Here is a 26,948-nt window from a genome sequence, read left to right as displayed (position 1 = left end):
ATTTTTTGTTTGTCGGTATTTTTGTGAAAAAATATGTGGCTGTTTTGCCGGGCTTGTTCTACACTTAATAAATAGCTGGAAAAAGAATAAGGGAGTTTTCTTTGTATGAATCATATCAAACCGATCGCATTGCTCGTTGAAGAAAAACGAATCGTGGATGCCCTTGCCCAGGTGCGGCCGCATTTAGAAAATATGGGATTGTTTCAATGGCGGCCGCTCATGGCTTCGTGGGACGAGATCGAACCGTTTCGGACGCTTGTCCGCCTGTTCGACTACGCGCTTATGTACCGGCATAGCGGGCTTGTCGCCCGGTACGCCCACCGGAAGTTCAACACGCTGCAGACGCTCGCGTGGTTGTGCGACGAATGGCTCGATCAACGCCGGCCGCTCGATGTGGAAGAGGCGCTCACTCCGCGCCTGACCGCCGCGCTCGATGGCCGGGTGGAGGAGCCGAGGGAAGCGATCGCCCGGGCGGCGTTTGCGTTGGTGCGCGCTTTATTGGATATGCAGCGGATCGATGAGGCGCACGAATGGATGGATGTGGTTGCCCGCTATGAGACGGCGCCGATGCATGACAAGTGGGGCTATTTTTATATCGAGACCGGCGACCGGAAGCGCGCCGAACAGGTGATTTGCGCCGGTCTCGATGACCCGGAGCGCGGCGATATGTGCTATTTGCTTCTTGCCGATTTGTATGCGCTCGATGGCCGCCACCGCGAGGCGCTTGCCGTTTTGGAAGAAGGAAAGCAGCGTTTTCCGCAAGTGTTAGCGTTTTACGCTGAGCGCGTGCGCCGCCTGCGCGATGTGCGCGCCTACCGCGAGGCGCTCGCGGCGATGGAGGAACTTGACCGCCTGAATCCGCTTCATATGCATCGCCGTTATTTCGCCCATTTGCGCGCCGAACTGTATTACCAGCTTGAGGAATGGGAGAAGCTTGAATCGCTTGTGAAAGCGGAGCCGCAGCTTGAAAAAACGCCGTACGCCCGCGCGCTTGGGCGGCAAGGGAAACGGTCGGTGGCGCTGCCGCTTGTGCCGGTCGTGCAAAAGCACAACTATTGCGTGCCGGCGAGTCTGGAAATGATGCTTCGATTGCTTGGTTCCCCCCGCACGCAGGATGAAGTGGCCGAACATATTTTTGATGTGCGCGGATCGAAGCTGTCCACGACCGTACATTATTTGGAAGATATTGGATTTGTTTGCCGCTTTTTCATCGGCACGCTGCCGCGCTGGAAGCGGCTCATTGATGAGGGCGTTCCGGTGCTGTTAAGCGTCGATTACGAACAGTCATCACACGTCCAAGTGCTGTTTGGCTATGACGAACGGCTCGAGGCGTTTTATGTGCAAGACCCGAATCTGTTTGATCCGTTTGTCGTTTCCAAGGACGAGCTTGCCAAGTGGTATGCAGGGACGCATTATTTGTCGATTGTGGCGCTTCCCCGGGAAAAAGCGGCGCTCGCCGCCGAGCTTCCGGAGGAGGAGGACCGCTATTTCCGTGAGCTGCACGCGTTGGCTGAAAAGATGGACGAGGACGAACAGGCGCATTTCGCCGCCTTTGTCGCCTTTTTGCGCCAGCATGAGCACATCCCGTACACATGGCTGTATGTCATGAAGCATTTCGGCATCGACGAGGCGAAGCCGCTTGTATTGGAGTATACGGAACGAGTCTTGAACGAGTATCCGGAACATAACGACTTGCTGCTGATGGCGGCGAAAGCGTATGTCTACACGCAAGAAATGGAGAAGGCTGAAGAGGTGCTCAAACGGGTGAAAGGAAAGGCACAAAGCCCGCTCTACCATTATTTGCGCGGCCGAATCGCCTTTTTTGCCAGCCGCTATGAAGAGGCGGCTCGCTATTTTCGCACCTCGCTCCAGTTGGACCCAGACCAGCCGGAAGTGTGGAGCTATTTCGGGCTCGCCTCGGCGTACGCCGGTCATATCGAAAAAGGGCTCATCTCTTCGCGCGTGGCAGTCAGCCTGTATCCGGGCGATTTGTTTATCGAAACGAATCACGGTGTGCTGTTGTTCCATGCGAAGCGGTTTGCCGAAGCGCGCGACTGGTTTGATCGTCTTGTGCGCCGCGAGCGGCGGGATGCCCAGCTTTGGTATGAGCGGGCCTGCTGCGATCGGGAGCTCGGCCGAAGGCGCAAGGCGGAACGCGGCTTTTGCGTCGCCAAAGCGCTCGACCCGCAGGAACCGTACCCGTATTTGATGTTGGCTGACTTGTATGATGACGACGGTGATCGGGAAAAAGCGAAAGCGGTGTTGGAAGAGGGATTGGCCGCCGCCTGGCGGTTGGCGCCGCTTTACGTCCGCCTTGGCGATCTCTATATGGAGGAAGGAGAGGCGGAACAAGCGGTTTCGTGCTACGAAGAGGCGATCCGCCATGACAGCGATGACGTGTTCGCCCATCTCGGCTTGGCGGCCGCCCTCGCGGAGCGCGGGGATGTGGAAGCGGCGCGCCGGTATGTAATCAAGCAGCGCACCCGTTTTGCCAACAACAGCGAATATTGGCTGAACGCGGGAAGATGGCTTGTCGCCCATGGGTTCGCCGACGAGGGGGAAGGACGCGAGACGGCGCTGTCGTGGTTGGAAGAAGGGTTGCGTCTGGCTGAGTTTGAGGCGGAAGAAGCGTACGAGTTTTACCTTGATCAGCTGGCAACGCCGTCTTTAGAGGAACGCGGCCGGGCGTTTTTAGAGCAGCTTGTCTCGGCTCGCCCGACACTCGCTTCGGCCCATTCCGCTCTCGGCGCCCTTTATGAACGGCAAGGCCGGCCGTCGAAGGCCATGGCGTTTTACCGAGAAGCTGCCGCCATGGGCCATGCGCTTTCCCTCTTCCGGCTCGCGGAGCTGTGCGCCTCGCTTGGACGCCACGAAGAGGCGAAACAACAGTATGAGGCTTGTCTCAAAGCCGATCCATCGTTTGTCCTTTGCCATTTTCGCTTAGCTTCACTCTATGAGGCGGAAGAAAACGAAGAGCGGCAGCACGCGCATTTGCTTCAGGCGGTGCGCTTGGCCCCGAAGCGCATCGATATGGAGCAGCTTGCCGCGATCGCGGAGCCTTCCGCGCTTCTCCGCGCGTTGGCTGACGCCCGTCCGCATGCAGGGGAGGTGTGGTATTACGACAGCCTTGGATATGTTTATGGAGCGCTTGAGCGCCGCGATCAAGAAAAGGCGGCCGTCGAGAAGGCGCTTGCTCTTGACCCGGACCATCCTGAAGTGCTCCGCCATTGGGCGATGGTGCTGATCGCGGAAGGAAGCCAAAAAGAGGCGGCGAAACTGCTCGAACAGTTGATGGTGCGCCATCCGGACGATGAATCGTTGTACCCGTTGTATGTGGCTCTCTTTCCGAAAACGATGCGCGGCTTAGGGAAGCTGCGCCATCGACTCGAGCGGCTGAAGGCAAGCCGCGAGGCGAAAAGCGTGATGTATCGGAACACTGCCTCGGCTCTTTTCCCGTATTTTGGCGAGGAGAAGGGGGGGCATGACGAACCGGTGCGATGGTGGACAAAAGCGAAAGAATGGGTCGGCACCGTTGTCTTGTTTTCGATTGTGACCGATTTCTACGACGAAGCGATTCGCCTCAACCGCAGCGATGCGGAAGCCTACAGGCGGCTCGCCCGCTTATATGCCGCGCTCGAATTGGACAGCGATGCCGTGAAAACGTGGCGCAAAGCGCTCGCCCGCGTTTGGGATCCGTCTTTGGCGCAAGAATTTGTGGAATATTTATTGGCCGCCGATGAGGAAAGAAAACGCGAGGAAGCGAAGCGCTGGCTGGAGCGGCTGCTGGCTGATGACCCGGATGATGTCGACCTGCGCGTGTTGCAGGCGGTCGTTTGGCTTCAAGAAGGACAGCGCGAGAAAGCCGAGCGGCAGCTCGAGGAGACTGTGGCGGAAGAACCGCTCGCCCGTGAGGCGCTCATGTTGCTTGGCGAGCATTATATGGAAACGGGCCGCTATCAAGAAGCAGCGGCGCTTTGGGAGCGCTATGCTGATTGGTATCCTGAGGATGAAGAGTTCCATATGCAGCTTGCGGCTGTTTATGAAGAAGCGGGGCGCATCGATCAGGCGCTCGCGACCATCGAGCGGTGCGTCCATATGGCCAACGATGCCCGGCTTCGCTACGAACGAGCCCGCTATCTCGCACTGCTTGGACGCTTCGATGAGGCGAAAGAAGAGCTTCGGGCGGCGCTGGCGGCCGATGAAAGCGGGGAGCTGGCCGTCTTGGCAGCCGACGAGCCGGCATTTCACCGCTTGGAGCGGATGTGATCAATTGTTGCTTTTCTTTCGGTTGAAAGTTTGCTATTGTATGGAAAGAGAACAATCGACAGGCGAAAGGGAGGTGGACGCATGGAAGCGCCTATTGATTTGCTTGTGTATATGTCGCTTGTCGGCGCGCTATGGATCATCATGAAAGGACATACGAGCGCGCGCCGGATGGCAGGTTCGCTGTTTTATGAACCGGCGTTGGCCGCGGTTCGCGAGCATGAAGCAGAGGGAGGCGCCGAACGGGCGGCGCTTCCATGGCGCCCGCTGTTTTTGCCGCAGCGGCGGAAAATTCCCGTTTGGGAACGGACAAGCCGAACGGATGAGGATGGAAGGCCCTTTCCTTTATGTTGAAACGGCATGATTTTGCAACATGATATTGAAGGAGGGCTTTTCATGAAAAAATGGGTATTGGTGCTGCTTGGCGCCGTTTTGCTTCTTGCCGGCTGTAACCGCAACGAACCGATCGACGAACATAGTCAAGGCATTTGGAACCATTATTTTGTCTATCCAATGTCGAAGCTTCTTTTGACGCTTGGGCACTGGTTTGGCGACAATTACGGCATCGCCATTATCGTGCTGACGCTCATCGTCCGCTTTTGCTTGCTGCCGCTCATTTTGAAGCAGTTCCGCGCATCGATCGCCATGCAAAAACTGCGCCCGGAGCTTATGAAGCTGCAAGAAAAATATAAAAGCAAAGACCCGGAAACGCAGCGCAAGCTCCAGCAAGAAATGATGCAGCTGTATCAAAAGCACGGCGTCAACCCGGCGAGCGGCTGCCTGTCGGTGCTCATTCAAATGCCGATTTTTATGGCGCTGTATTACGCGATTTCGCGGACGCAAGAAATTAAAACGCATTCGTTCTTATGGGTCGAGCTCGGTCATCGCGATCCGTATTTCATTTTGCCTGTTTTAGCGGCGTTGACGACGTTCATCTCGCTCCGCCTGTCGCCGTCGATGGCTGAAGAACAAATGCCGCAAATGGCGATGATGTCGTACATCATGCCGGTTATGATTTTTATCGGCGCCAGCTCCGTTCCATCGGCGCTGTCGCTCTATTGGGTCGTCGGCGGCTGCTTCTCGATCATCCAGTCGCTCATTTTGCGTGCTCAAATGAAAGCGGCCAAAGCGGCGGAAAACAGCTAAAACGACTTCGACAATCCCCTGTCTGCTTCAAAGCAGGCAGGGGATTTGTTGTCTTGTCTGCTGTCCATATTGCTATGGTATAATGGTAGAAAAGCCCAACAAGATGTAGGCGGGATGAAAAAACAGCAACCCGACCATGCAGGAAGAGGAAAAGGAGTGAACGGGAATGAACAAAGCGCTTATTAACATCGACTACACCGTCGATTTCATCGCTGATCATGGCGCGCTTACATGCGGGAAACCGGGGCAGGCGATTGAAAAAGAGCTCGTGCGGGTGACGAAACAGTTTATTGACAACGGTGATTTTGTCGTCTTTGCCATTGACAAACATGTGGCGGGAGACGACTATCATCCGGAAACGAAGTTGTTTCCGCCGCATAACATTGAAGGGACGGAGGGGCGAAAGCTGTACGGGGAGCTCGAAGAGGTGTATCAAGCAAATAAGCATAAAGACAACGTCTACTGGATGGACAAAACGCACTACAGCGCGTTCGCCGGGACCGATTTGGAGCTGAAATTGCGCGAAAGAGGCATCACGGAAGTGCATTTGGTCGGCTGCTGCACCGATATTTGCGTCCTCCATACGGCGGTCGATGCGTACAACAAAGGATTTCGCATCGTCGTCCACCGGCGGGCGGTGGCGAGCTTCGACGCGGCGGGACACGAATGGGCGCTCCGCCATTTTCGCCATACGCTAGGCGCGAAAATAGTGGAATAATGGAGAAAACGTGATAGAATAGACGATGAACATTGTTTTATTCGGCGGCGCCGTCATTCGTGTGTTGGAGGTAGCAATTCATGAAGACATATGCTGATGACAGCTTGATGCTTCATACGGACTTATATCAAATCAATATGGTCGAGACGTATTGGGAAGATCGTATGCATGAGCGCCGCGCTGTGTTTGAAGTGTTTTTCCGCAAGCTGCCGTTTGGCAACGGCTATGCGGTGTTCGCTGGGTTGGAGCGCGTCATTCAGTTTTTGCAGCAGTTCCGATTTTCTGACAGCGACATCGACTATTTGCGCCAAGAACTTGGCTACCGCGACGACTTTTTAGACTATTTGCGGACGCTTCGCTTCACCGGCACGGTCCGTTCGATGCGCGAAGGGGAAGTGGTGTTTGCCAATGAACCGATTATGCGCATCGAGGCGCCGCTCGCCGAGGCGCAGCTCATCGAAACGGCTATTTTAAACATTATCAATTTCCAGACGCTCATCGCCACGAAAGCGTCGCGCATTAAGCATATTCTCGGGGATGAGCCGGCCTTGGAGTTCGGCAGCCGGCGGGCGCAGGAGATGGATGCGGCGCTTTGGGGCGCGCGCGCAGCGTATATCGGCGGGATTGAGGCGACATCAAACGTGCGTGCCGGGAAGCTGTTTGGCATTCCGGTCGCCGGAACGCACGCCCATTCAATGATTCAAGCGTATCAGGATGAATACACGGCCTTTTTGAAGTATGCACGCCGCCATAAAGACTGTGTCTTTCTTGTCGATACGTACGATACGTTGAAGTCGGGGGTGCCAAACGCCATTCGCGTCGCGAAGGAGCTGGGCGACCAAATCAACTTTATCGGCATCCGCATCGACAGCGGCGATTTGGCCTATTTGTCGAAAGAAGCGCGGAAAATGCTCGATGAAGCCGGATTTCCGAACGCGAAAATTTTCGCCTCAAACGATTTGGACGAAGATACGATTTTAAACTTGAAGTCGCAAGGGGCGAAAATCGATGTGTGGGGGATCGGCACCAAACTCATTACGGCGTACGATCAGCCGGCGCTCGGCGCCGTGTACAAAATGGTGGCGATCGAAAACGAACGCGGTGAGATGGTCGATACGATCAAAATCAGCGGCAATCCGGAAAAAGTGACGACGCCGGGGCTGAAGCGGGTGTACCGCATCGTCAACAAAATCAACCATAAAGCGGAAGGCGACTACATCGCCTTAGAGAGCGAAAACCCGCAGCAAGAAGAGCGGTTGAAAATGTTCCATCCGGTGTACACGTTCATCAGCAAATTCGTCACCAATTTCGAAGCGCGTGACTTGCATGTGACGATCTTCGACAACGGCCGGCTCGTGTATACGTCGCCGCCGCTTCCGGACATTCAAGCGTACGCAAAAGAAAGCTTGCGCTTGTTTTGGGAGGAGTACAAACGGACGCTCAATCCCGAGCAATATCCCGTTGATTTGAGCCAAGCGTGTTGGGACAATAAGATGGAAAACATCCGCAAGGTGAAAGAAAAAATTGCAGGCGCATCTTTAAGTGAATAACCGTCTTGGCTGCGGGGCAAGCGCATGATGTCGCTTTGTACGCGATCGACCGCCTTAACCGGTCCCGCGCGTTGCAACGCAAAGCGATATTCTTTTTTCCGCCGCAATAACAAAGGTGTCCCGAACGGCGCGGGACACCTCTTTCATGTATATAGATGTAACGAAGAAGTTTAACATATCCTTGACGGAAAAGCGGTTTGTCCATTTTCGACTGTCGAAGGCAAGCGTGTGGCTTGCCCCGTCACGCCAAGGCGTGACGGAAGACCGAACAACCACCTGCTTCACAGACCCATATATGGGTCTTTAAGCGGCGTTGTTCGGTCACTCGACAGTCGGATGCAATGACCGGCAAAGACAAAAAATGTTAAAGCTTTAAATTGCATCTATATAGACCGCTGACGGTTTTGGCTTGGCAGCTGTCGATCGAGTTCGTCAACGAGTTCGGCGAAATGACCTAAGACCCGCTCGATCGGTTCGGGGCTTGTCATATCCACTCCGACTCGCTTGAGCAGACGGATCGGATCATCGGATGCGCCGGAGCGCAAAAATTGTGTGTACCGCTTCACCGCCTTGCCGCTTGCATCGGTTTGGATGCCGCTCACAATGGTGTACGACGCCGCGAGCGAAGTGGCATATTTGTATACATAAAAGGCGTCATAAAAATGTGGGATGCGCAGCCAGCCGCGCGCGGCGCCGGGATCGGCGGCGTACGCCGGGCCGTAATACGTTTTCAGCAGGCCAAGCCAAAGATGGTTCAGTTCGTCCGCTGTCAGACTGCCGCCTTGGCGCACTTTGTCATGAATCATCCGTTCAAATTCGGAATACATCACTTGCGTGTACAACGTGCCGCGGATTTGCTCGATTTGTTCGACGAGCAGGCGGAGTTTTTCTTCTTTTGTTTTCGCCTGTTTGTACAAATAATCGAGCATGAGCCATTCGTTCGCGGTCGAGGCGACTTCGGCGGTGAAAATCGAATGACCGGAATAATGGTACGGCTGCGCGCGGTTCGTGTAGACGGAATGCATGGCGTGCCCAAGCTCGTGAGCCATCGTCAATACGCCATCAAGCGAACCGTTGTAATTGAGCAAGATGAACGGATGGGTGTCATACGCTCCCGTGTTGTAGCCGCCGGTATATTTTTTCGGGCGCGGGAAGACATCAAGCCATCGCTCTTGAAACGCTCGGTGCACCTGTTTGATATAGTCGGCGCCGAGCGGCTTGAGCCCTTCGACAATGAACGTTTTCGCTGTTTCAACTGGGATCGATTTCGCCGTTTCGCCGACAAGCGGCACGTACAAATCATAGCTGTGAACGCGGTCAAGCCCGAGCGCGCGCCGCCGCAATTCGATATAGCGGTGCAGCGCCGGCAAATGGCGGCGGGTGGCGGCGATTAAGTTGTCGAACACTTCCTTCGGGACATCGTCGGCGGCCAGAGCGGCGGCCAGGCCGGATGGATAGCGGCGCACGTTCGCATACAATTCGTCCGCTTTGACCGAGGCGTACAACGTCGCCGCGGCGGTCTGCTCGAGCGCCTCATAGCTTTTCGCTTTCGCTTCAAACGCCGCCTTTCGATAGCGGCGGTCCGGGTGCTCGAGCATGGCGGCGTATTGGTCGTCGGTCAATGTCACTGTTTTTCCATTCGGCATCGTGACAGACGGCGGCTCGTAATCGCCGCGGACGGCGTGGTCATAAATGTTCTCCGCCTCGCCGAGCACCGGCGATAGTTTCGCGAGCAGCCGTTCTTCGCGTTTCGTAAGCGTATGCGGCTTTTGCTCGCGCAACTCATGGAAGTAATAGCGGTACGCTTTCAGCTCTTTGCTCGTTTGGAGCTTCTTGAGCGTCCGCTCGGGTAGGGCGAGCAGTTCCGGCTCGATGAACGCTGTTTTCGCCGCATATTGGGCGGCGAGCGCTTCTACTTTTGCCCCAAGCCGGGCCGCTGCCTCGTCTTCAATGTTCAGATCGCGTTTTAAATGGGTGTAAAGCGCCAGTTTTTCGAGCTTGCGGGCCGTTTGTTCGTTGAGGGCGAACAGTTTGGCGATCGTCTTTTCATCATCGAGTTTTCCTTCAAACGCCGCCAGTTTCGGCAAGGCGTTTTGCACCGCCTTGTAGTCGTGCATCCACTCGGCTTCGGATGGATAAATGTCGGCTAGGTTCCATTCGTATGCGGTTTCGGCGGCTGATGCCGGCCATGGGGAGGCGAAAAGAAGCACAGCGGCGAGCCCAAGAAGCCAGCGCTTCATATCATCACGTCCTTTCCGTTTTTTCCTCTTGTTGGTAGTATGCGCAAGCGGAACGATTTTAGCCAAAAATAAAGAAAGGGAGACAATCAATGGAACGAATTCGGTTGGCGGACGATTTGACGTTTTCCCGCCTCATTCACGGCTGTTGGCGGCTTGCGGACTGGGGCTATTCGCGCGAGCAGCTGCTCGGGCTCATTGAATTTTGTCTTGAGCGCGGCATTACGACGTTTGACCATGCTGATATTTACGGCGACTATACGTGTGAATCGCGCTTTGGCGAAGCCCTGGCGTTAAAGCCAAGCTTGCGCGGTCAGATCGAGATCGTGACGAAATGCGGCATCAAGCTGCCATCGAAGTACGGGATGAAATTATACGATACAAGCAAAAATCATATCATCGCTTCGGTTGAGCAATCCCTTCGACACTTCCATACCGATTATATTGATGTATTGCTTATCCACCGCCCGGATCCGTTTATGAACCCGGAAGAGGTGGCCGAGGCGTTTCTCCAACTCAAGCAGGATGGAAAAGTGCGCTATTTTGGCGTTTCCAACTTTAAACGTTCGCAGTGGGAAATGCTTCAGTCGTATTTGCCGTTTCCGCTCGTGACCAACCAAATCGAAGTATCGGCGTATCAGTTGGAAAATCTTGAAGACGGCACCGTTGACCTTTGCCTTGAGAAGCGCATTCCGCCAATGGTATGGTCGCCGCTCACCGGCGGGGTGATTTTTTCCGCTGACGATGACCGGGCGGTGCGGTTGCGCGGGACGCTTGAACAAGTGCGGGGTGAGGTGGGCGCTGAGACGATCGACGAAGTGTTGTACGCGTGGCTTCTCGTTCATCCAGCGCGGATGATGCCGATTGTCGGCTCGGGGAAACAAGAACGCATCGAGCGGGCGGTGCGGGCGTTGTCGCTTCCGCTTTCCCGCGAGCAATGGTTCGCTATCTTACAAAGCTCCATGGGGCATGATGTGCCGTAAGGGGAGAGGACGATGAAGGTCATTATCGCGGAAAAGCCGGACCAAGGGGCGACGCTCGCCTCGATTTTTCGGACGAAAAAACGGCAAGGCTATATCGAAATTTTGCCGAATGACTTGTTTCCCGACGGGGCGTATATGACATGGGCGATCGGGCATTTGTTCCAGCTCGCCCCGCCGGAGCGGTATCGGCCGGAGTGGAAGCGGTGGACGCTCGGCACGTTGCCGATCATCCCGGAACGGTTTGAGTATGAGATCGAAAAAGCGAAGGCGAAACAGTTCAAGGTTGTGAAAGAATTGCTGCGAAAGCCGGAAGTGACGGAAATCATCCATGCCGGCGACGCGGGGCGCGAAGGGGAGCTCATTGTGCGCAACCTCATCCGCCTAAGCGGCGTGAACAAGCCGATGAAGCGGCTTTGGCTGTCGTCCTTGACTCCGAAGGCGATCGAGGAAGGGTTCCGCCGCCTGCTTGATGAACGGACGACGCGCCCGCTCTATGAGGAAGCGTACGCCCGCGCCTGCGCGGATTGGCTCGTCGGCATGAACGCCTCGCGCGTGTACAGCCTCTTGCTGAAGGAACGCGGGATGAACGATGTGTTTTCCGTCGGGCGCGTGCAGACGCCGACATTGGCGCTGATCGTCCGGCGTGAGCGGGAAATTGAGCAGTTCCGCCCTGAACCGTTTTGGGAAGTCGTCGCCTCGTTTGTCATTGGCGACAAGCGTTATGAAGGAAAATGGACGGATAAAAACGGCCAAACGCGTCTTGGGGACGAGGAGATGGCGAAAAAGATCGCTGCCTTTTGCCAAGGAAAACGGGCGGAAGTCGCCGACGTCCACACAGAGCGGAAAACGTATCAGCCGCCGCTGTTGTTCAACTTATCGACGCTGCAAGCGACAGCGAACAAGTTGTACCGCTTCTCGCCGAAAAAGACGCTTGATGTGCTGCAATCGCTCTACCAAAAAGGGATCGTTTCGTATCCTCGTTCCGATTCGATGCATGTGACGAAAGGGGAAGCGGAAACGTTTCCCGCCATTTTGCAAAAGCTGTCCTCGTTTCCGGCGTACGCTTCGTATTTTCCGCTGCCGCAGCCGTCGATTTTACAGAATAAACGTTATGTAAACGAGAAAAAGGTGACGGACCATTACGCCATTATCCCGACCGAGCAAGTGGTGGATCCCGAGAAGCTGTCAGCCGACGAACGGAAGGTGTACGATTTGGTCGTCCGCCGCCTAATTGCCGCCCACCATCAGGCGGCGGTCATCGATTATACGACCGTCACAACGCTCGTTGACGGCCGGGCCCGCTTTGTTTCGAAAGGAAGACAAGTCGTCGAGGAAGGATGGCGCGCCGTCATCCGTCCGCATGAGGAGGAGAAAGATGCTGCGCTGCCTCTCCTTGAGCGAGGGGAGGCGGGGGAAGCGGCCGCTGTCAAGGTGAAAGAAGGGAAGACCGAGCCGCCGAAACGGTATACAGAAGGCGAACTCATCACCTTGATGAAAACGGCGGGAAAATTTTTGGACGATGAGGAACTGGAAAAAGTGCTCGCCAAAACGGAAGGGCTCGGCACGGAAGCAACAAGGGCGGCGATCATTACCATGCTGAAAGAGCGGAAGTATATTGAAGTGAAAAACAACCTCGTATATGCGACCGACAAGGCGAAAGTATTGATCGAGGCGCTCGGCGGCACGATTCTCGCCTCGCCGGAAATGACGGCGAAATGGGAGCAGCGCTTAAGCGAAATCGGCGAAGGGAGCGCCTCTCCCGCTGCCTTTATGGAACAGGTGAAAAAGTTGGCGCAAAAAGTGGTCGCTGACGCCATCGCCGCTGCGCCGAATTGGAATTTCAGAGGGGTTGACACCGCCTCGATCCAACGGACAAGGAAGAAAAAAACGATGGGCGAGAAGCTTGGACCGTGCCCGCTTTGCGGCGGGACCGTCGTCGACAAAGGAACGTTGTACGGCTGCGACCAGTACGCGAAAACAAAATGCCCGTTTACGATCTCCAAACGCATTCTCGGCAAATCGATTTCGGCGGCCAATGTGAAAAAACTGCTGGCGCAAGGGAAAACGAATGTCATCAAAGGGTTTAAAAAAGGCGAAAAAACGTTTGACGCCATCCTTGTCTGGGATGAAAACGAGAAGAAATTATCGTTTCAGTTTCCGAAGCGGTGACAAGGGCGGGGGAGGAAAGGATGGAGCGCTTGGCAAAAAGGCGGACCGATGGCGGACCGCCGATCTGACCTCCCGATTTATAACAAGGGATGGAGATTTTTTATTTTTACATCCTTCTTCATGTTCATTGGTTGTCATTTCTTCTTTTTTCACTGTCTTTAAATTAAAATTGTTCAACATTTCACAAACTATTCAATAATAGATGATTCTAAGCATCCAAAAATATAGTATCATAGAGATGAGATCTGTTATATATGATTGTTCTGAACAATTGGGAGGGGATCTGTTATGAAACAAGCTGTTGCTGTATTAGACCCGTGGCGAAATTTTAAAGGGTCTAAATGGAAAAAGTCCATTGACGTCCGTGACTTTATTTTAAACAACGTAACCGTTTACTATGGGGATGAATCGTTTTTAGAAGGACCGACCGAAGCAACGAAAAAACTTTGGGAACAAGTGATGGAATTGTCGAAGCAAGAACGCGAAAAAGGCGGCGTTCTTGATATGGACACATCCATTGTTTCCACCATCACTTCCCACAGACCAGGTTATTTAAACAAAGACTTGGAAAAAATCGTTGGCTTTCAAACGGATAAACCGTTTAAGCGCGCATTAATGCCGTTCGGCGGCATCCGCATGGCGCAGCAATCATGTGAAGCATACGGCTACAAAATAAGCGACGAAGTGAAAAAAATCTTTACGGAATACCGAAAAACGCATAACCAAGGTGTATTTGACGTTTACACCGAAGAAATGAGATTAGCGCGCAAAGCAGGAATCATCACCGGTCTTCCAGACGCGTACGGACGCGGCCGCATTATTGGCGACTATCGCCGTGTAGCATTATACGGTGTCGATCGTCTGATTGAAGAAAAACAAAAGGATTTGAAAAACACCGGCGCAAGAACGATGACGGAAGACATTATCCGCCTTCGCGAGGAAATTGCTGAACAAATTCGCGCGTTAAACGAATTGAAACAAATGGCATTAAGCTACGGTTACGACATTTCCAAACCAGCGCGAAACGCGCATGAAGCATTCCAATGGCTCTATTTCGCTTATCTCGCCGCCATTAAAGAACAAAACGGCGCAGCGATGAGCTTAGGGCGCGTTTCCACCTTCTTAGATATTTATATCGAACGCGACCTACAAGAAGGTACACTAACAGAAAAAGAAGCGCAAGAGCTTGTCGACCATTTTGTGATGAAATTGCGCCTTGTCAAATTCGCAAGAACGCCGGAATATAACGAACTATTTAGCGGCGACCCGACATGGGTAACAGAATCAATCGGCGGAGTCGCTATCGACGGTCGTCCGTTAGTAACGAAAAACTCGTTCCGTTTCCTTCATACGTTAGATAACTTAGGACCTGCGCCAGAACCAAACTTAACCGTACTTTGGTCGAAACAATTACCGGAAGCGTTCAAAGAATATTGCGCGAAAATGTCGATTAAAACAAGCTCGATTCAATATGAAAACGACGACTTAATGCGCGTTGAATTTGGCGATGATTACGGAATTGCCTGCTGCGTATCGGCGATGCGAATCGGTAAACAAATGCAATTTTTCGGAGCGCGCGCCAACCTCGCGAAAGCATTGTTATATGCGATTAACGGCGGCGTCGATGAAAAATTAAAAATTCAAGTTGGTCCTGAATTTGCGCCAATTACATCCGAATATTTAGATTATGGCGAAGTAATGCGTAAATTCGATCAAGTGCTTGAATGGCTTGCCGAACTTTATATTAATACACTCAATGTCATCCATTACATGCACGACAAATATTGTTACGAACGCATTGAAATGGCGCTTCATGATACCCACGTTTTGCGCACAATGGCAACTGGTATTGCCGGGCTATCGGTTGTCGCCGATTCGTTAAGCGCGATCAAATATGCAAAAGTAAAACCGATTCGCGATGAAAACGGCATTGCTGTTGATTTTGAAATTGAAGGCGACTTCCCGAAATACGGAAATAACGATGATCGCGTCGACCAAATTGCGGTTGATTTAGTCGAACGCTTTATGACGAAATTGAAAAAACATAAAACGTATCGCGATTCAAAACATACGTTATCGATTTTAACGATTACATCAAACGTCGTATACGGTAAAAAGACAGGCAATACACCAGATGGCCGCCGCGCTGGCGAACCGTTTGCTCCAGGAGCGAACCCGCTACACGGCCGCGACATGAAAGGTGCGCTCGCTTCGTTAAGCTCTGTGGCAAAATTGCCGTATGAACACGCCCTAGACGGTATTTCAAACACGTTCTCGATCGTTCCGAAAGCGTTAGGAAAAGACGAGGAAACACGTATTCACAATCTTGTCGCTATTTTAGACGGTTACATGGAAAAAGGCGGGCATCATCTCAACATTAACGTGTTGAATCGCGAAACATTATTAGACGCGATGGAACATCCAGAAAAATATCCGCAATTAACGATTCGCGTCTCTGGATATGCCGTCAACTTCATTAAACTAACTCGTGAACAACAAATTGACGTCATTAACCGCACGTTCCATGAAACAATGTAATCTCTCCCCCCTCCTTCTTGTGAGGGGGTATATTTCTCTTAGGAAGGAGAACATGCGTATGAAAGGATTTATTCACTCCATCGAATCATGCGGTACCGTCGATGGCCCGGGCCTTCGTTATGTCATCTTTACACAAGGATGTGTATTGCGCTGCCAATATTGCCATAACGCCGATACATGGGAAATCGGAAAAGGAAAAGAAATGACCGTAGAAGAAATTATCGATGACGTGAAAACGTACTTGCCGTTTATCAACGCTTCCGGCGGCGGGATTACCGTCAGCGGCGGAGAACCTTTGCTACAAATCGACTTTTTAATTGAGCTATTTAAAGCATGCAAAAAACTCGGCATTCATACAGCAATCGATTCGTCAGGGGGATGCTACACGACAGAAGCATCGTTCCAGCAAAAATTAAATGAATTGCTTTCCTATACGGATTTAATTTTGCTTGATTTAAAACATATCGATGAAAAAAAACATCGGAAACTGACAGGAAAAACAAATAAACACATTTTACAATTTGCTCGGTTTTTATCCGAAAAAAACGTTCCTGTTTGGATCCGGCATGTTCTCGTTCCAACCATTACCGATGACCCTAATGACTTGCGCCGTCTCGCCGCTTTTATTCGTACGTTAAATAATGTGGAAAAAATTGAAATTCTCCCGTACCATAAACTAGGGGTATACAAATGGAAAGCGCTTGGATTGAAGTATCCTTTGGAAGGAATTGAACCTCCTTCGGAAGAAAGCGTACAAATGGCCCAACAAATCTTAAATGGAACGGAAAATAGCACGCCTCTTACGTAATGTAAGAGTTTTTTTCTGATTTCACATATATATACCCGTGGTGCTAGTTGAGCTTTATCGCTCAACTAGCCCAAGTGTAACCAGGGAATAAGCTAACAATATACCGTCTAGTGCCACTTCAAATCCGATAATCGAATTGGCTCGGATCCCCGTGATGCGATAGTGATCAACCAGAACCGAGAACACCGTCTCGATCACTTTGCGTTTTTGTTGGATCCACTGCTCCCATGTCTCAGACGCACGATGTTTCTGGTTTTTTCGAGACGGAGTCCAAAGCGCCATTTGGTATTCTTCGTACAGCCTTTTTTGCAAGTCACGGCTAATGAATCCTTTGTCCCCGAAGTTATACGGGTGGGGAATTTGGGTCATCACGCTTTCGGCTGCGATTCGATCGTGGCAAGATGCTTCCGTCACCACATACCCCATTGGCAGCCCTTGATCGGTCACTTGAAGGTGCAGCTTCAACCCGTAGTACCATTGCTTTTTGGAAGCGCAATACCCGATGTCGGCGATCTCTTGAAACCGTTTGACGCGATGCATTCTTGCCGTATGGCACAACGGGAGCGGCAAGCTGTCGACGACGGCATAGGCATGATGTTGACCGCGTTTTGCCAGCTCATGACGGATCCATTTGATGGCGAAACCAAGCGCCCGGCAACGGCGGTTATACCGGGAACGTTCGAGAAACGAGCCGTTTGTGAACAAATTTCCCGTGACAAAACGATGCCACGCCCGTTCAGAAGTAAAACCGAGCAGCTTTCCTAAAAGATGAATGGCGATGATGACAGCGTCCTCTTGCTTGACCAAATGGCGATTTCGACGATGAAGATGCACCTGAATGCATGAAAGTTGAGCAGAAACAAAAACGAAAATGGCGGCATATTGCTTTTGAATCTTGGCCCGATCTGTAGTAAAATGAAAGTGCTCTTGCATGGGGGTTCTCCTTTCGAATGGCAGGTCGCACTTTCATTCTACAGGAGATCCGCCAGCAAGGGCTATTTTTATGCTTGCTCAAGTTTATCTAGCACCACGGGTAACCATAATAACATTATGTAAAAAATAAGCTCCCCCTGGCTCCCTGAAGGCGGGTCAATGACGGGGCAAACGACGGCAGGCGGCAATGCGGCCAGGGCGGTCTGGATAATCGGTGAACACACCGTCCACGCCCATGGCGCATAGGCGAGCGAGATCGTGTGGTTCATTGACGGTATAGACGTGAACCATGAGCCCGCGGCCATGGGCGGCGCGCACCCACTCTTCGGTGACGGCTGGGAGCGGCAAGCCGATGCCATCGGCATAGACGGCGATTTGTTGCAACAGCTCGTCGCGGCCACTTCGCGCTTCCTTTTCGCCGACCAATTGAATGAGCGGGACGCCGCGCGGGATGAGCGGGCGGAGCGCCTGCAAACTTTCTGGATGGAACGATTGAAACATGACGCTTCCGCGCTGGAGAACGCCGTGTTTTTGCAATAGGCGGGCGACCGCCCGTTCGATGCCGGGCTGTTTCGTTTCGACGTACAACGGAACGTTTACACGTTCCGCTTTCAGCATCCGAACCACCTCATCAAGCGTCGGAACGCATTCGCCGGCAAAGCGTGGATCGAACCACGATCCGGCATCCAATTTTTTGAGCTCACGCAATGAAAAATCGCTGACTCGCCATGGCGACCGGTGCGGGTAAACCGTTTCGACATTTGTCGTCCGGGCGAGCGTCGCATCATGCAGGACAACGAGCTTCCCGTCTTTCGTTGCGCGCACATCGACTTCGATATAATCGGCATTCATGCGGGCGGCGAGGCGGTAGGATGAGAGCGTATGCTCCGGCGCGTGTCCGGACGCGCCGCGGTGGGCGATGACGGTGGTTTTCGGCTGGCTGGGTGGCTGCCAGGCAGCCGCGGCCGCTAAGACGATCGGCAGCGATAACAAAAACAATGCGCAAAGATAGATGCGAAAAACCGTGATCCGGCGCATAGACATCTCTCCCTTCCAGTATCATATCGGAAAAACAAGTGCGAGAGAAAACGAGGGGATATAGCAGGGAAAGGATGTTTGTACCGATAGTGTCGCACATCAAGCAAAAGAATATTCAGGTTGATGCATAACGTGCACCATCATGACGCATACTGTAAACGACAACAAAACGTTGGGCTATAGCCAAGCGGTAAGGCAACGGACTTTGACTCCGTGATGCGCTGGTTCGAATCCAGCTAGCCCAGCTGAATCGCCGGACGGGGTCCGCACGTCCCGGCGGCCAAAACGGCTTCCGCCATGTTGTGCGGGGCCGTTTTTTCGTTCGCCGGAAAGCGGGGACGAGAACATCTTTTTATCGTTTTCAGCGGCCCCGCAAGGACACGCATCCGATGCCCGAGCAGAAGCAGCGCCGCAAAAAAATGTGGTGTCGGCAGGATTTTGACGAATGGTGGCGAATGAAAAAAAACGAAAGGGGAGAGGATCATGAAAACAGCTGATTTATGCGATCAATGTTTAGATGAGTTGCAAGTGTGCGAACTTTCGTTTCAATCGTACGGCGGAAAACGGATGTTTTCCGGGCCGATCGCGACGGTCGACGTGTTTGAGGACAACGTCCTTGTCCGTGAAGCGCTCGAGACGGTGCTGCCGGGGACGGTGCTCGTGGTCGATGGAAAAGGCTCGCGCCGCGTGGCGCTATTAGGCGACCGGTTGGCGCAAATCGCCTGCGACCGGGGGCTTGCCGGCGTCATCATCCACGGCTGCATTCGCGATTCGGCGGAAATCGGCCGCATGCCGCTTGGGGTCATGGCGATCGGCACGTGCCCAGTGAAAAGCAAAAAAGAAGGAAAAGGCGTCCGCGACGTTGTGCTCGAGTTCGGCGGCGTCCGCTGGGAGCCGGGCGCATACGTGTACGCCGATGCCGACGGCGTTGTCGTCGCCCGCGAAGATTGGTCGGCAAAAAACGGTTGACGGCAACGCATTGGTTGTACTACGATGAAAACGGATGCTTGTTCCATGACAGCGCATATATGGCGGTAAGACAAACAAGGTGCCTAAGCCTGCTCTAGGGTTTGGGTGAAAAGGGAAGCCCGGTGAAAATCCGGCACGGTGCCCGCCACTGTGATGGGGAGCTTTGCGGCAACAAGTCACTGAAGGATGCTTCGGGAAGACGCCGTCAAGCGATGATCCTAAGTCAGGAGACCTGCCTTGTTTGGATCGGACGGATGCCTACGGGACTATAGGCAGACGTGCGGGAGAATGATGGCTGCATTGGGCCTGTTTGGGCCGTTTACGGCTTTCGTATACATTTTTCTGCACCTCTGCTGTAGAGGTGCTTTTTCTTTTGCCGAAAACCTGCCCGTCTGTCTGCGTCTAAATTCTATCATTCTAGCCAAAAAGGGGGGATTCGGTGGCGACATGGGATTTGCGGGGAATGAAGCATCATGTGCTCATTTGCAACGGAGGGACGTGCCTCCGCCATGGCGGGGATGATGTGACAACGGCGGTGCGCGAGGAGATCGCCCGTCTCGGGCTTGACGACGCTGTCCATACAACAAGGACGCGCTGCAACGGACGATGCCAAGACGCGTGCGTGATGATCGTCTATCCGCAAGGCGTCTGGTATCGACAGATAACGCCGGAGCGGGCGAAGGAGGTTGTGCGCGCTCATTTGGGTGAGGGGGTTCCGATGCGGGAGTGGGCGACGTATGAATACGAAGGCGAATTGGTGTTGACGCCAGCCGGCGAACGGGAGGCGCCAAGCGGAAAACGGAAAACGGAACATGCTGCGAAAGGAGTGAAGGGATAAATGAAGAGAGCGGTTCGATGGAGCAAAATGGCGGCTTTGTTCGTTTCCTATTTTTTGTTGACGAATGAAAATGAAGCGTATGCCATGCACATTATGGAAGGATTTTTGCCTGTCAAATGGGCGCTGTTTTGGTGGCTGTTGTTTTTGCCGTTCTTTGTGTTCGGATTGCGGCGGCTTGTGCATACGCTGAAGCAGCACCCCGAACATAAGCTTCTGATGGCGTTAGCTGGCGCGTTTACATTTGTATTGTCGGCGTTGAAAATTCCATCCGTCACCGGCAGCAGCTCGCATCCGACCGGGATCGGCTTCGGCTCGGTTTTGTTTGGACCATGGGTGATGGTGGTGATCGGCACAGTCGTTCTTCTCTTTCAAGCGCTGCTTCTTGCCCACGGAGGAGTGACGACGCTTGGGGCCAATGCGATGTCGATGGCGATCGTCGGCCCGTTCGTCGCGTACGGAGTGTATCAACTGTGCCGAAAAGGGGCGGTATCCAATCGAGCGGCTTTGTTTCTTGCCGCTTGTTTGTCTGATTTGGCTACATATGTCATGACGTCCCTGCAGCTTGCCCTGGCGTTTCCGTCTCCTGATGGGGGAGTCACCGCCTCGTTTTTGAAATTCGCCGGCATTTTTGCCATTACTCAAGTGCCGTTGGCGGTGACGGAAGGCATCATAACGGTAATCGTCTGGAACTGGCTTTCCTCCTATCAAGCTTCTCCGCTGTTCCAAAAGGAAAAGGAGGCGTAATGCGATGAAGAAAAATGGCTTGCTCGTGTTGCTGGCTGCTTTGCTTGTCATCATTCCTCTTTGGTGGGCGCGCGGATCGGAATTCGGTGGAACGGACGATCAGGCGGAAAAAGCCATTCAAACGCTCAACCCGCATTATCGGCCGTGGTTTGAGTCGATCTTCACCCCTCCAGGCGGCGAAGTCGAAACGCTTCTGTTCTCGCTGCAAGCCGCGCTTGGCGCCGGCGTGATCGGCTACGTCGTCGGGTTGTACAAAGGGCGTTCGGAGCGGAAAAACAGCCATGATTCGCGAGTTTGACCGTTGGGCGTATGACAACCGGCTGCGGGCATGGCGGGCGGAGTGGAAGCTGATCGTGGCGTTTGTTATGCTTGCCGTTGTCATGATGGGCGGCTGGCGCGAACAATGGCTTGTGCTCATCGGAATGGCGTATTGGATTGTCGCTCGTGCACGAGTGCCGTTTTCCGTGTATGGAAAAGCGATGCTCGCCGCCTCCGTTTTTTTAGGGCTCAGCCTGCTGACGCTCGTTGTGTCCGTGTCGGTTCCTTTTCAAATAACTTTCATCGACAGCCAGCTGCAACCGGCTGCAAAGCTCGCCGTCCGCTCCCTTGCCGCCTGGTCGTGCTTGTTTTTCCTTCTCATTACGACGCCGGCGCCGGACTTGATTGCGGTGCTGAGGCGAATGCGGCTGCCGGCGGCGCTCGTGGAACTTTGCTTTCTTATGTATCGCTTTATCTTTTTGCTCGAGCAGGCGGCCGCAGAGCTGATGCTGGCGTTGCGGGCCCGCAGCGGGGGAACGCATTGGCGGCATGGCGGGATGCTGATGTACCAACTATGGATGAAAACGTGGCAGTCGTATGAAGCGTTCAGCCGTTCGCTTGCGGCGCGTGGAGGCGTCGCGTCGGCTGGGCATACGCATCAGCGGGAAAAAGCGCATGTGCCTCTTGTCGATGTTGCGGCCGGCATCATCATGGCCTTGCTGCTTGGGTGGGCATGGCGGAAAGGGTGAAAACGTTGCTGCTGCGAATGGAACGAGTGAAATACGCTTATCAAGCAGAACGGTACGTGCTGAATGGGATTGATTGGGAAATTCCAGAGCGAAAAAAATGCGCCTTGATCGGGCCAAACGGCTGCGGCAAAACGACGTTGTTTCTTCATTTGAACGGGCTGCTGCGGGCGCAGGAAGGAGCGGTGTATTGGAAAGGGCGCAACATGTATGAACGCGGCGCTGATTGGACGCAATGGCGGCGTGAAGTCGGCATCGTCTTTCAAAACCCGGAGCATCAAATCCTCGCCCCGCTCGTGCGTGATGAATTGGCGATCAGCTTAGTCCATGCCGGAATCGATCGAGAAAAAATGAGGGAGGCGCTTGCCGCGATTACGGCGGAATACCACCTTCAATCTTGGCTGGACCGCCCGACCCATCAATTCAGTCTCGGACAGAAAAAATGGCTGACGCTCTGCTGTACGATGGCGGCCAAGCCGGACTTGCTCGTATTGGACGAACCGACCGCCTATTTGGATCAGCATCAGACAAAGCAGTTTCTCAAACAAATTGACGCCATTCACCAGGCGGGGACGACTGTGTTGATCGCCACCCATGACATGGATTTCGTCTGGCAGTGGGCGGATGTCGTCGCAGTCATGCACGAAGGACGGATCGTGATGCAAGGGGCGCCCGAAGACGTATTCGCCGACCGCCAGCGGCTGTTGGACATTCGCTTGGATGTTCCGCTGTTCGTGCGGCTTTGGCAAGCATGGCGGCCAGAGGAAAAGATCGTCCCCGATGTGTTGCGCCGTGAAAGGGACATGAGCGGCGAATGGAGTGTGAAAAATGGGTGCTAGTCGGCAAAAGGAGGGATCATGATGAGCGGCAAATTGCTCATTGTCGGCTTCGGCCCGGGAAGCGTCGACCATATGACGAAACGGGCTCGGGAAGCGATTGAAGAAAGCGACGTCATCATCGGCTACAAAACGTACATCGAACTTGTGCGCGATCTCATTGCTGGAAAAGAGATCATTAGCACGGGCATGACCGAAGAAGTGAGCCGCGCCCAAGCGGCGGTGAAGTGGGCCGAGCGCGGCAAAACGGTTGCCGTCATCTCCAGCGGCGACGCCGGGTTGTACGGCATGGCGGGGCTCGTGTATGAAGTGTTGATCGAAAAAGGGTGGACGAAAGCGAGTCCGATTGAAGTCGAAGTCATCCCCGGCATTTCCGCGATTCATTCGTGCGCGGCGCTGCTTGGCGCCCCGATTATGCACGATGCCTGTACGATCAGTTTGAGCGATCATTTGACGCCGTGGGAGCTGATTGAAAAGCGGATTGACGCCGCGGCGGCGGCCGATTTTGTCATCGCGCTGTACAACCCGAAAAGCGGGCGGCGCACTCGGCAGATTGTGGAGGCGCAGCGCATCCTGCTTCGCCACCGGTCTCCGGAGACCCCGGTCGGTCTGGTAAAAAGCGCGTATCGCGAGCGTCAGCATATCGTCCTCACCGACTTGGCGCATATGCTGGACCATGAAATCGGCATGTTGACGACGGTCATTATCGGCAACTCGACGACTTTTGTTTACGATGGGCTCATGATCACGCCGCGCGGCTACCAGCGCAAATACCAGTTGACTGCCGCCGTCCAGCCGCTCAAGCCGCATGAGCGGCTGCGCAAAGAGGCGGAGCCATGGGCGCTCGACCAGACGAAGCCGCTGAGAGAGCCGGACGAAGAAAACGGAGAAGCGTTTCGGCCGTTTGCCGCGGCTGCCTCCGCTTTCGGGGACGAGAAAGACCGCGGTTTGGCCGCCGTAGCGGTTTTGCCGCCAGCTGTGGACGCGGCCGCGAAGGAAGCTGGATTGGCGCCGGCAGCTTCCGCTTTTCCGCTGCCGGAGGAGCCATTCGTCCAAACGGAAAACCGGCCGTCATCCGCTCTGTTGCATCGGGTGAGAGAGACAGCGGAGGACGCGCTTGCAGCATTGGAAAGAAGAACGACAAAGAAGGCGTCCGCCGTGCTGTTCGAAGCGGCAGTGAGCCCAGGGGTGGCCAACAAGCAGTTTACTCCGGAGCAGCTCATCGCGCTTGCCGAAGCGGTCGGACCGGACGGGAAAATGACGTACACGCCGGATCATTATATCAAAATCGAGCGGGTGACAGAGGATCCAAAAGGGCTTGTCGATCGGCTCGCTGCTGTCGGACTGATGGTGATGCCGGTTGGTGATGTGCTGACGGTGAAGGCATGCGACTTTTGCGATGGAGAGAAAAAAGACGCGATTCCATACGCGGAGGAATTGGCGCGGCGATTTGGGGGCATGGCGCTGCCGAAAGAGTTGAAGCTTGGCATCAACGGCTGCGGCATGGCATGCTACGGCGCGGTGCACGAAGACATCGGGCTTGTGTACCGGAAAGGGAAATTTGATTTGTTTTTGGGCGGGAAAACGGTCGGCCGCAACGCCCATCCCGGCCAGCTCGTCGCGGAAGGCATCCCGCCGGAAGAGATGGTGGCCATTGTGGCGGACATCATTGAACAGTACAAAGAACATGCTTACCCGAACGAACGATTTCATAAGTTTTTTGCCCGCGTGAAACAAATCGGCCGCTTTTCGTACGAGGAGGCCAAGACGGCGGCGAATATCGAAACGCCGGCATGCAGTGAGTAACCTCGGATGGAGCGATATAAAAGAGAGGAGAGCGAATATGAGAGCCATTTTGTTTGTCGGCCATGGAAGCCGCGACCCGGAAGGAAATGAGCAAGTACAGCAGTTTGTCGACCGCCTGCGGCCGCGTCTTTCTGCTTCTTTCCATGTTGAAACGAGTTTTCTAGAGTTTGGCCGTCCGTCGATCAGCGAAGGGATCGCGCGGTGCGTTGAGGCCGGAGCGGCGGAAGTGGCGGTCATTCCGCTCATTTTATTGCCGGCTGGGCATTCGAAGCTGCACATCCCGGCGGAAATCGATGAGGCGAAAGCGCGCTATCCGCACATCATGTTTCGATATGGACGGCCGATCGGCGTCCATGAGCAGACATTTGCTATTTTGCGCGAACGATTGCAAGAAATCGGCGAGCGGCCGGAGCAGCCAGACGACGGCACAGCGGTCATTTTGCTCGGCCGCGGCGGGAGCGACCCGGACGCGAACAGCGACTTGTATAAAATCGCCCGCTTGTTTTGGGAACAAACGGGCTATGCGCTCATCGAGCCGGCGTTTATGGGGGTGACGACGCCGTCGCTTGATGACGCCGTCCGCCGCTGTCTCATGCTTGGGGCGAAGCGGATCGTCGTTTTGCCGTATTTTTTGTTCACCGGTGTGCTCATCAAGCGGCTTGAACAGCAAGTGGCGCAATACCGCCTCGATCACCCGCACGTCTCATTTGCGCTGGCCGATTATGTCGGTTTTCATCCGAAACTGATCGATATCGTGCTTGACCGCCTGCAAGAAGTGCTCGATCAAACGGTGGCGATGAATTGCGACATCTGTCAATACCGGCTGCACGTTTCTCACCATCATCATCACCATCATCACTAAAAAACAAAAAGGGGGAGCGCTGATGATTTTGATGTTGGCAGGGACGAGCGATGCCCGCGAATTGGCGGTGATGATCCAACAAGCTGGCTATTCGGTCACGGCGACGGTCGTCACCGATCACGCGGCCGAACAGCTTCGGTCATCCGGCATTCGCGCCTATGTCGGCCGCTTGGATGCGTCCCAGCTTGCCGATTTGGCCAAAGCCGAGGGAGCCAAAGCGATTGTCGATGCGAGCCATCCATTTGCGGAGGAGGCGTCGAAAAACGCCATGCAAGCGTCGGCCGCTGCCGAATTGCCGTACATCCGCTATGAGCGGCAGGCGTCTTCGCTTTCATCCGAGAAGGTGACATTTGTCGATAGCTATGAAGAAGCCGCCGAGCTGGCGGCGGAAAAAGGCGGCGTCGTGATGCTGACGACCGGCAGCAAAACGCTCGACATTTTCGCCGCGAGGCTCATCGGTCGCCCGGACGTCAAGGTGATTGCGCGGATGCTGCCGCGGAAAGACAATCTCGACAAATGCGAGCGGCTCGGGTTTTCCCAAGAGCAGATCGTCATGATGCAAGGGCCGTTTACGAAAGAGCTCGATCGGGCGCTATACCGCCATTTTGGCGTCACGGTCGTCGTCACGAAAGAAAGCGGCAAAGTCGGGTTGGTCGATGAGAAAATCGCTGCCGCCGAGGAGCTCGGCATTGATGTCATCGTCATCCGCCGCCCACGGTTGTCATACGGCATCGTGCATCACGATTTTGCCGGCGTGCTCGAGGCGTTGAAGCAGCATGCGCCGCTTCCGGCCGTGTAAAGAATGGGATTCTAGTGGCCGCTCATGCAAGCGATCATGAAGAAAGGAGAATTGTCATGGACTTCCATACAACATTTCGTCCGGCGACGGTGCAGCCGGAACAAATTGAAGCGCGCAGCTTTCAAATCATTGATGAAGAGATCGGCGAGCATTCATTTACAGAAGAACAATACCGAATCGTTCAGCGCGTCATCCATACATCGGCTGATTTTGAGCTGGGCAAAAGCCTCATTTTCCACCCGGATTCGATCCGCTCAGGCATTGATGCCATTCGCAGCGGCAAGCTCGTCGTCGCCGATGTGCAAATGGTGCAAGCCGGCGTCAATCAAGCGCGGTTGGCGAAGTTCGGCAGCGCGGTGCGCGTCTATATTTCTGATGAAGACGTGATCGCGGAAGCGAAACGGTTGAATACGACGAGGGCGATTGTGGCGATGCGCAAAGCGGTGAAAGAAGCGGAAGGCGGCATTTTTGCCATCGGCAACGCTCCGACAGCGTTATTGGAGCTCATTCGCCTCATCAAAGAAGGAGAGGCGCGGCCGGGATTGGTGATCGGCTTGCCGGTCGGATTCGTCTCGGCGGCGGAATCGAAAGAAGAATTGGCGAAGCTCGATGTGCCGTTCATCACCAACCGCGGCCGCAAAGGAGGAAGCACCGTGACCGTCGCTGCCTTGAATGCGTTATCGCTGCTCGCCGAGCGAGCGTGACGA

The 26,948-nt window shown here is 54.1% G+C and carries 22 protein-coding genes, 1 tRNA gene and 1 riboswitch; of the genes, 20 read left to right on the top strand and 3 right to left on the bottom strand.

Annotation, left to right across the window (positions count from 1 at the left end; genetic code table 11):
- Window positions 1-105: 105 nt before the first annotated feature.
- From QSJ10_RS08015 to QSJ10_RS07995, 5 genes are all read left to right on the top strand, one after another.
- Window positions 106-4,266: a bacteriocin-processing peptidase family protein gene (locus tag QSJ10_RS08015; RefSeq protein WP_053532845.1), complete on the top strand. Its 4,161-nt coding sequence runs from the start codon at window positions 106-108 to the stop codon at window positions 4,264-4,266.
- An 81-nt stretch (window positions 4,267-4,347) separates the two neighbouring features.
- On the top strand, window positions 4,348-4,617 hold the full coding sequence (locus tag QSJ10_RS08010) for a hypothetical protein (RefSeq protein WP_033016997.1): 270 nt from the start codon (window positions 4,348-4,350) through the stop codon (window positions 4,615-4,617).
- 42 nt (window positions 4,618-4,659) lie between these two features.
- The gene (gene yidC / locus QSJ10_RS08005) at window positions 4,660-5,409 is read left to right on the top strand and encodes a membrane protein insertase YidC (RefSeq protein WP_033017024.1); all 750 of its coding nucleotides are present in this window, start codon (window positions 4,660-4,662) and stop codon (window positions 5,407-5,409) included.
- Between the two features lie 166 nt (window positions 5,410-5,575).
- Complete coding sequence (locus QSJ10_RS08000; protein WP_053532844.1) at window positions 5,576-6,127, top strand: cysteine hydrolase family protein; 552 nt, start codon at window positions 5,576-5,578, stop codon at window positions 6,125-6,127.
- An 80-nt stretch (window positions 6,128-6,207) separates the two neighbouring features.
- Window positions 6,208-7,677, top strand: a complete 1,470-nt coding sequence (locus QSJ10_RS07995; protein WP_015374911.1) for a nicotinate phosphoribosyltransferase — start codon at window positions 6,208-6,210, stop codon at window positions 7,675-7,677.
- A 383-nt stretch (window positions 7,678-8,060) separates the two neighbouring features.
- Here the strand turns inward: QSJ10_RS07995 and pepF are convergent, their stop codons facing one another.
- Entirely contained in the window at window positions 8,061-9,917 is a 1,857-nt protein-coding gene (pepF, locus tag QSJ10_RS07990) for an oligoendopeptidase F (RefSeq protein WP_053532842.1), read from the bottom strand.
- 89 nt (window positions 9,918-10,006) lie between these two features.
- Here pepF and QSJ10_RS07985 point away from each other — a divergent pair, with 89 nt between their 5' ends.
- The 4 genes from QSJ10_RS07985 to pflA all read left to right on the top strand — a co-directional run bounded on the left by QSJ10_RS07985 (window position 10,007) and on the right by pflA (window position 16,412).
- Window positions 10,007-10,897, top strand: coding sequence for an aldo/keto reductase (locus QSJ10_RS07985; RefSeq protein ID WP_053532841.1), 891 nt, complete (start codon window positions 10,007-10,009; stop codon window positions 10,895-10,897).
- 12 nt (window positions 10,898-10,909) lie between these two features.
- Window positions 10,910-13,066: a DNA topoisomerase III gene (locus QSJ10_RS07980; RefSeq protein ID WP_049625997.1), complete on the top strand. Its 2,157-nt coding sequence runs from the start codon at window positions 10,910-10,912 to the stop codon at window positions 13,064-13,066.
- A gap of 288 nt (window positions 13,067-13,354) precedes the next feature.
- A complete protein-coding gene (gene pflB / locus QSJ10_RS07975) occupies window positions 13,355-15,604 on the top strand; it encodes a formate C-acetyltransferase (RefSeq protein ID WP_033016989.1) in 2,250 nt (749 codons plus the stop codon).
- 58 nt (window positions 15,605-15,662) lie between these two features.
- On the top strand, window positions 15,663-16,412 hold the full coding sequence (gene pflA, locus QSJ10_RS07970; RefSeq protein WP_033016988.1) for a pyruvate formate-lyase-activating protein: 750 nt from the start codon (window positions 15,663-15,665) through the stop codon (window positions 16,410-16,412).
- A 54-nt stretch (window positions 16,413-16,466) separates the two neighbouring features.
- Here pflA and QSJ10_RS07965 read toward each other — a convergent pair whose 3' ends face one another.
- Together QSJ10_RS07965 and QSJ10_RS07960 are read right to left on the bottom strand one after the other, a co-directional pair.
- The gene (locus QSJ10_RS07965) at window positions 16,467-17,345 is read right to left on the bottom strand and encodes an IS982 family transposase (protein WP_011230510.1); all 879 of its coding nucleotides are present in this window, start codon (window positions 17,343-17,345) and stop codon (window positions 16,467-16,469) included.
- A 156-nt stretch (window positions 17,346-17,501) separates the two neighbouring features.
- On the bottom strand, window positions 17,502-18,383 hold the full coding sequence (locus QSJ10_RS07960; protein WP_196332688.1) for a glycerophosphodiester phosphodiesterase family protein: 882 nt from the start codon (window positions 18,381-18,383) through the stop codon (window positions 17,502-17,504).
- Window positions 18,384-18,556: 173 nt separating this feature from the next.
- Here QSJ10_RS07960 and QSJ10_RS07955 point away from each other — a divergent pair.
- The 11 genes from QSJ10_RS07955 to QSJ10_RS07905 all read left to right on the top strand — a co-directional run bounded on the left by QSJ10_RS07955 (window position 18,557) and on the right by QSJ10_RS07905 (window position 26,945).
- Window positions 18,557-18,628 (top strand) — tRNA-Gln (locus QSJ10_RS07955).
- A gap of 238 nt (window positions 18,629-18,866) precedes the next feature.
- Window positions 18,867-19,352 carry a ribonuclease E activity regulator RraA gene (rraA, locus tag QSJ10_RS07950; RefSeq protein WP_033016984.1) on the top strand — a complete coding sequence of 162 codons (486 nt, stop codon included), beginning with the start codon at window positions 18,867-18,869 and terminating at the stop codon, window positions 19,350-19,352.
- 60 nt (window positions 19,353-19,412) lie between these two features.
- Window positions 19,413-19,606: riboswitch (cobalamin riboswitch) on the top strand.
- 185 nt (window positions 19,607-19,791) lie between these two features.
- The gene (locus tag QSJ10_RS07945) at window positions 19,792-20,190 is read left to right on the top strand and encodes a (2Fe-2S) ferredoxin domain-containing protein (RefSeq protein ID WP_033016979.1); all 399 of its coding nucleotides are present in this window, start codon (window positions 19,792-19,794) and stop codon (window positions 20,188-20,190) included.
- Window positions 20,191-20,217: 27 nt separating this feature from the next.
- The gene (locus QSJ10_RS07940; RefSeq protein WP_230581405.1) at window positions 20,218-20,934 is read left to right on the top strand and encodes an energy-coupling factor ABC transporter permease; all 717 of its coding nucleotides are present in this window, start codon (window positions 20,218-20,220) and stop codon (window positions 20,932-20,934) included.
- Between the two features lie 4 nt (window positions 20,935-20,938).
- Entirely contained in the window at window positions 20,939-21,232 is a 294-nt protein-coding gene (locus QSJ10_RS07935) for an energy-coupling factor ABC transporter substrate-binding protein (protein ID WP_011231298.1), read from the top strand.
- Window positions 21,216-21,941 carry an energy-coupling factor transporter transmembrane component T family protein gene (locus QSJ10_RS07930; protein WP_011231297.1) on the top strand — a complete coding sequence of 242 codons (726 nt, stop codon included), beginning with the start codon at window positions 21,216-21,218 and terminating at the stop codon, window positions 21,939-21,941. Before QSJ10_RS07935 ends, QSJ10_RS07930 begins: the two co-directional genes overlap by 17 nt.
- Complete coding sequence (locus tag QSJ10_RS07925; RefSeq protein ID WP_033016974.1) at window positions 21,938-22,777, top strand: energy-coupling factor ABC transporter ATP-binding protein; 840 nt, start codon at window positions 21,938-21,940, stop codon at window positions 22,775-22,777. The genes QSJ10_RS07930 and QSJ10_RS07925 overlap by 4 nt, the downstream gene beginning before the upstream one ends.
- A gap of 21 nt (window positions 22,778-22,798) precedes the next feature.
- Complete coding sequence (gene cobJ / locus QSJ10_RS07920) at window positions 22,799-24,580, top strand: precorrin-3B C(17)-methyltransferase (protein WP_080997631.1); 1,782 nt, start codon at window positions 22,799-22,801, stop codon at window positions 24,578-24,580.
- Window positions 24,581-24,617: 37 nt separating this feature from the next.
- On the top strand, window positions 24,618-25,442 hold the full coding sequence (locus QSJ10_RS07915; protein ID WP_033016971.1) for a sirohydrochlorin chelatase: 825 nt from the start codon (window positions 24,618-24,620) through the stop codon (window positions 25,440-25,442).
- A 22-nt stretch (window positions 25,443-25,464) separates the two neighbouring features.
- Window positions 25,465-26,241: a precorrin-6A reductase gene (gene cobK, locus QSJ10_RS07910; RefSeq protein WP_033016970.1), complete on the top strand. Its 777-nt coding sequence runs from the start codon at window positions 25,465-25,467 to the stop codon at window positions 26,239-26,241.
- A gap of 56 nt (window positions 26,242-26,297) precedes the next feature.
- On the top strand, window positions 26,298-26,945 hold the full coding sequence (locus QSJ10_RS07905; RefSeq protein WP_033016969.1) for a precorrin-8X methylmutase: 648 nt from the start codon (window positions 26,298-26,300) through the stop codon (window positions 26,943-26,945).
- Window positions 26,946-26,948 lie beyond the last annotated feature (3 nt).

The sequence above is a fragment of the Geobacillus stearothermophilus ATCC 12980 genome (genome assembly GCF_030369615.1).
Classification (GTDB): Bacteria; Bacillota; Bacilli; order Bacillales; family Anoxybacillaceae; genus Geobacillus; species Geobacillus stearothermophilus.
The sequence above is the reverse complement of the archived record's forward strand: the minus strand, read 5'-3'. Positions and strand labels throughout refer to the sequence as shown.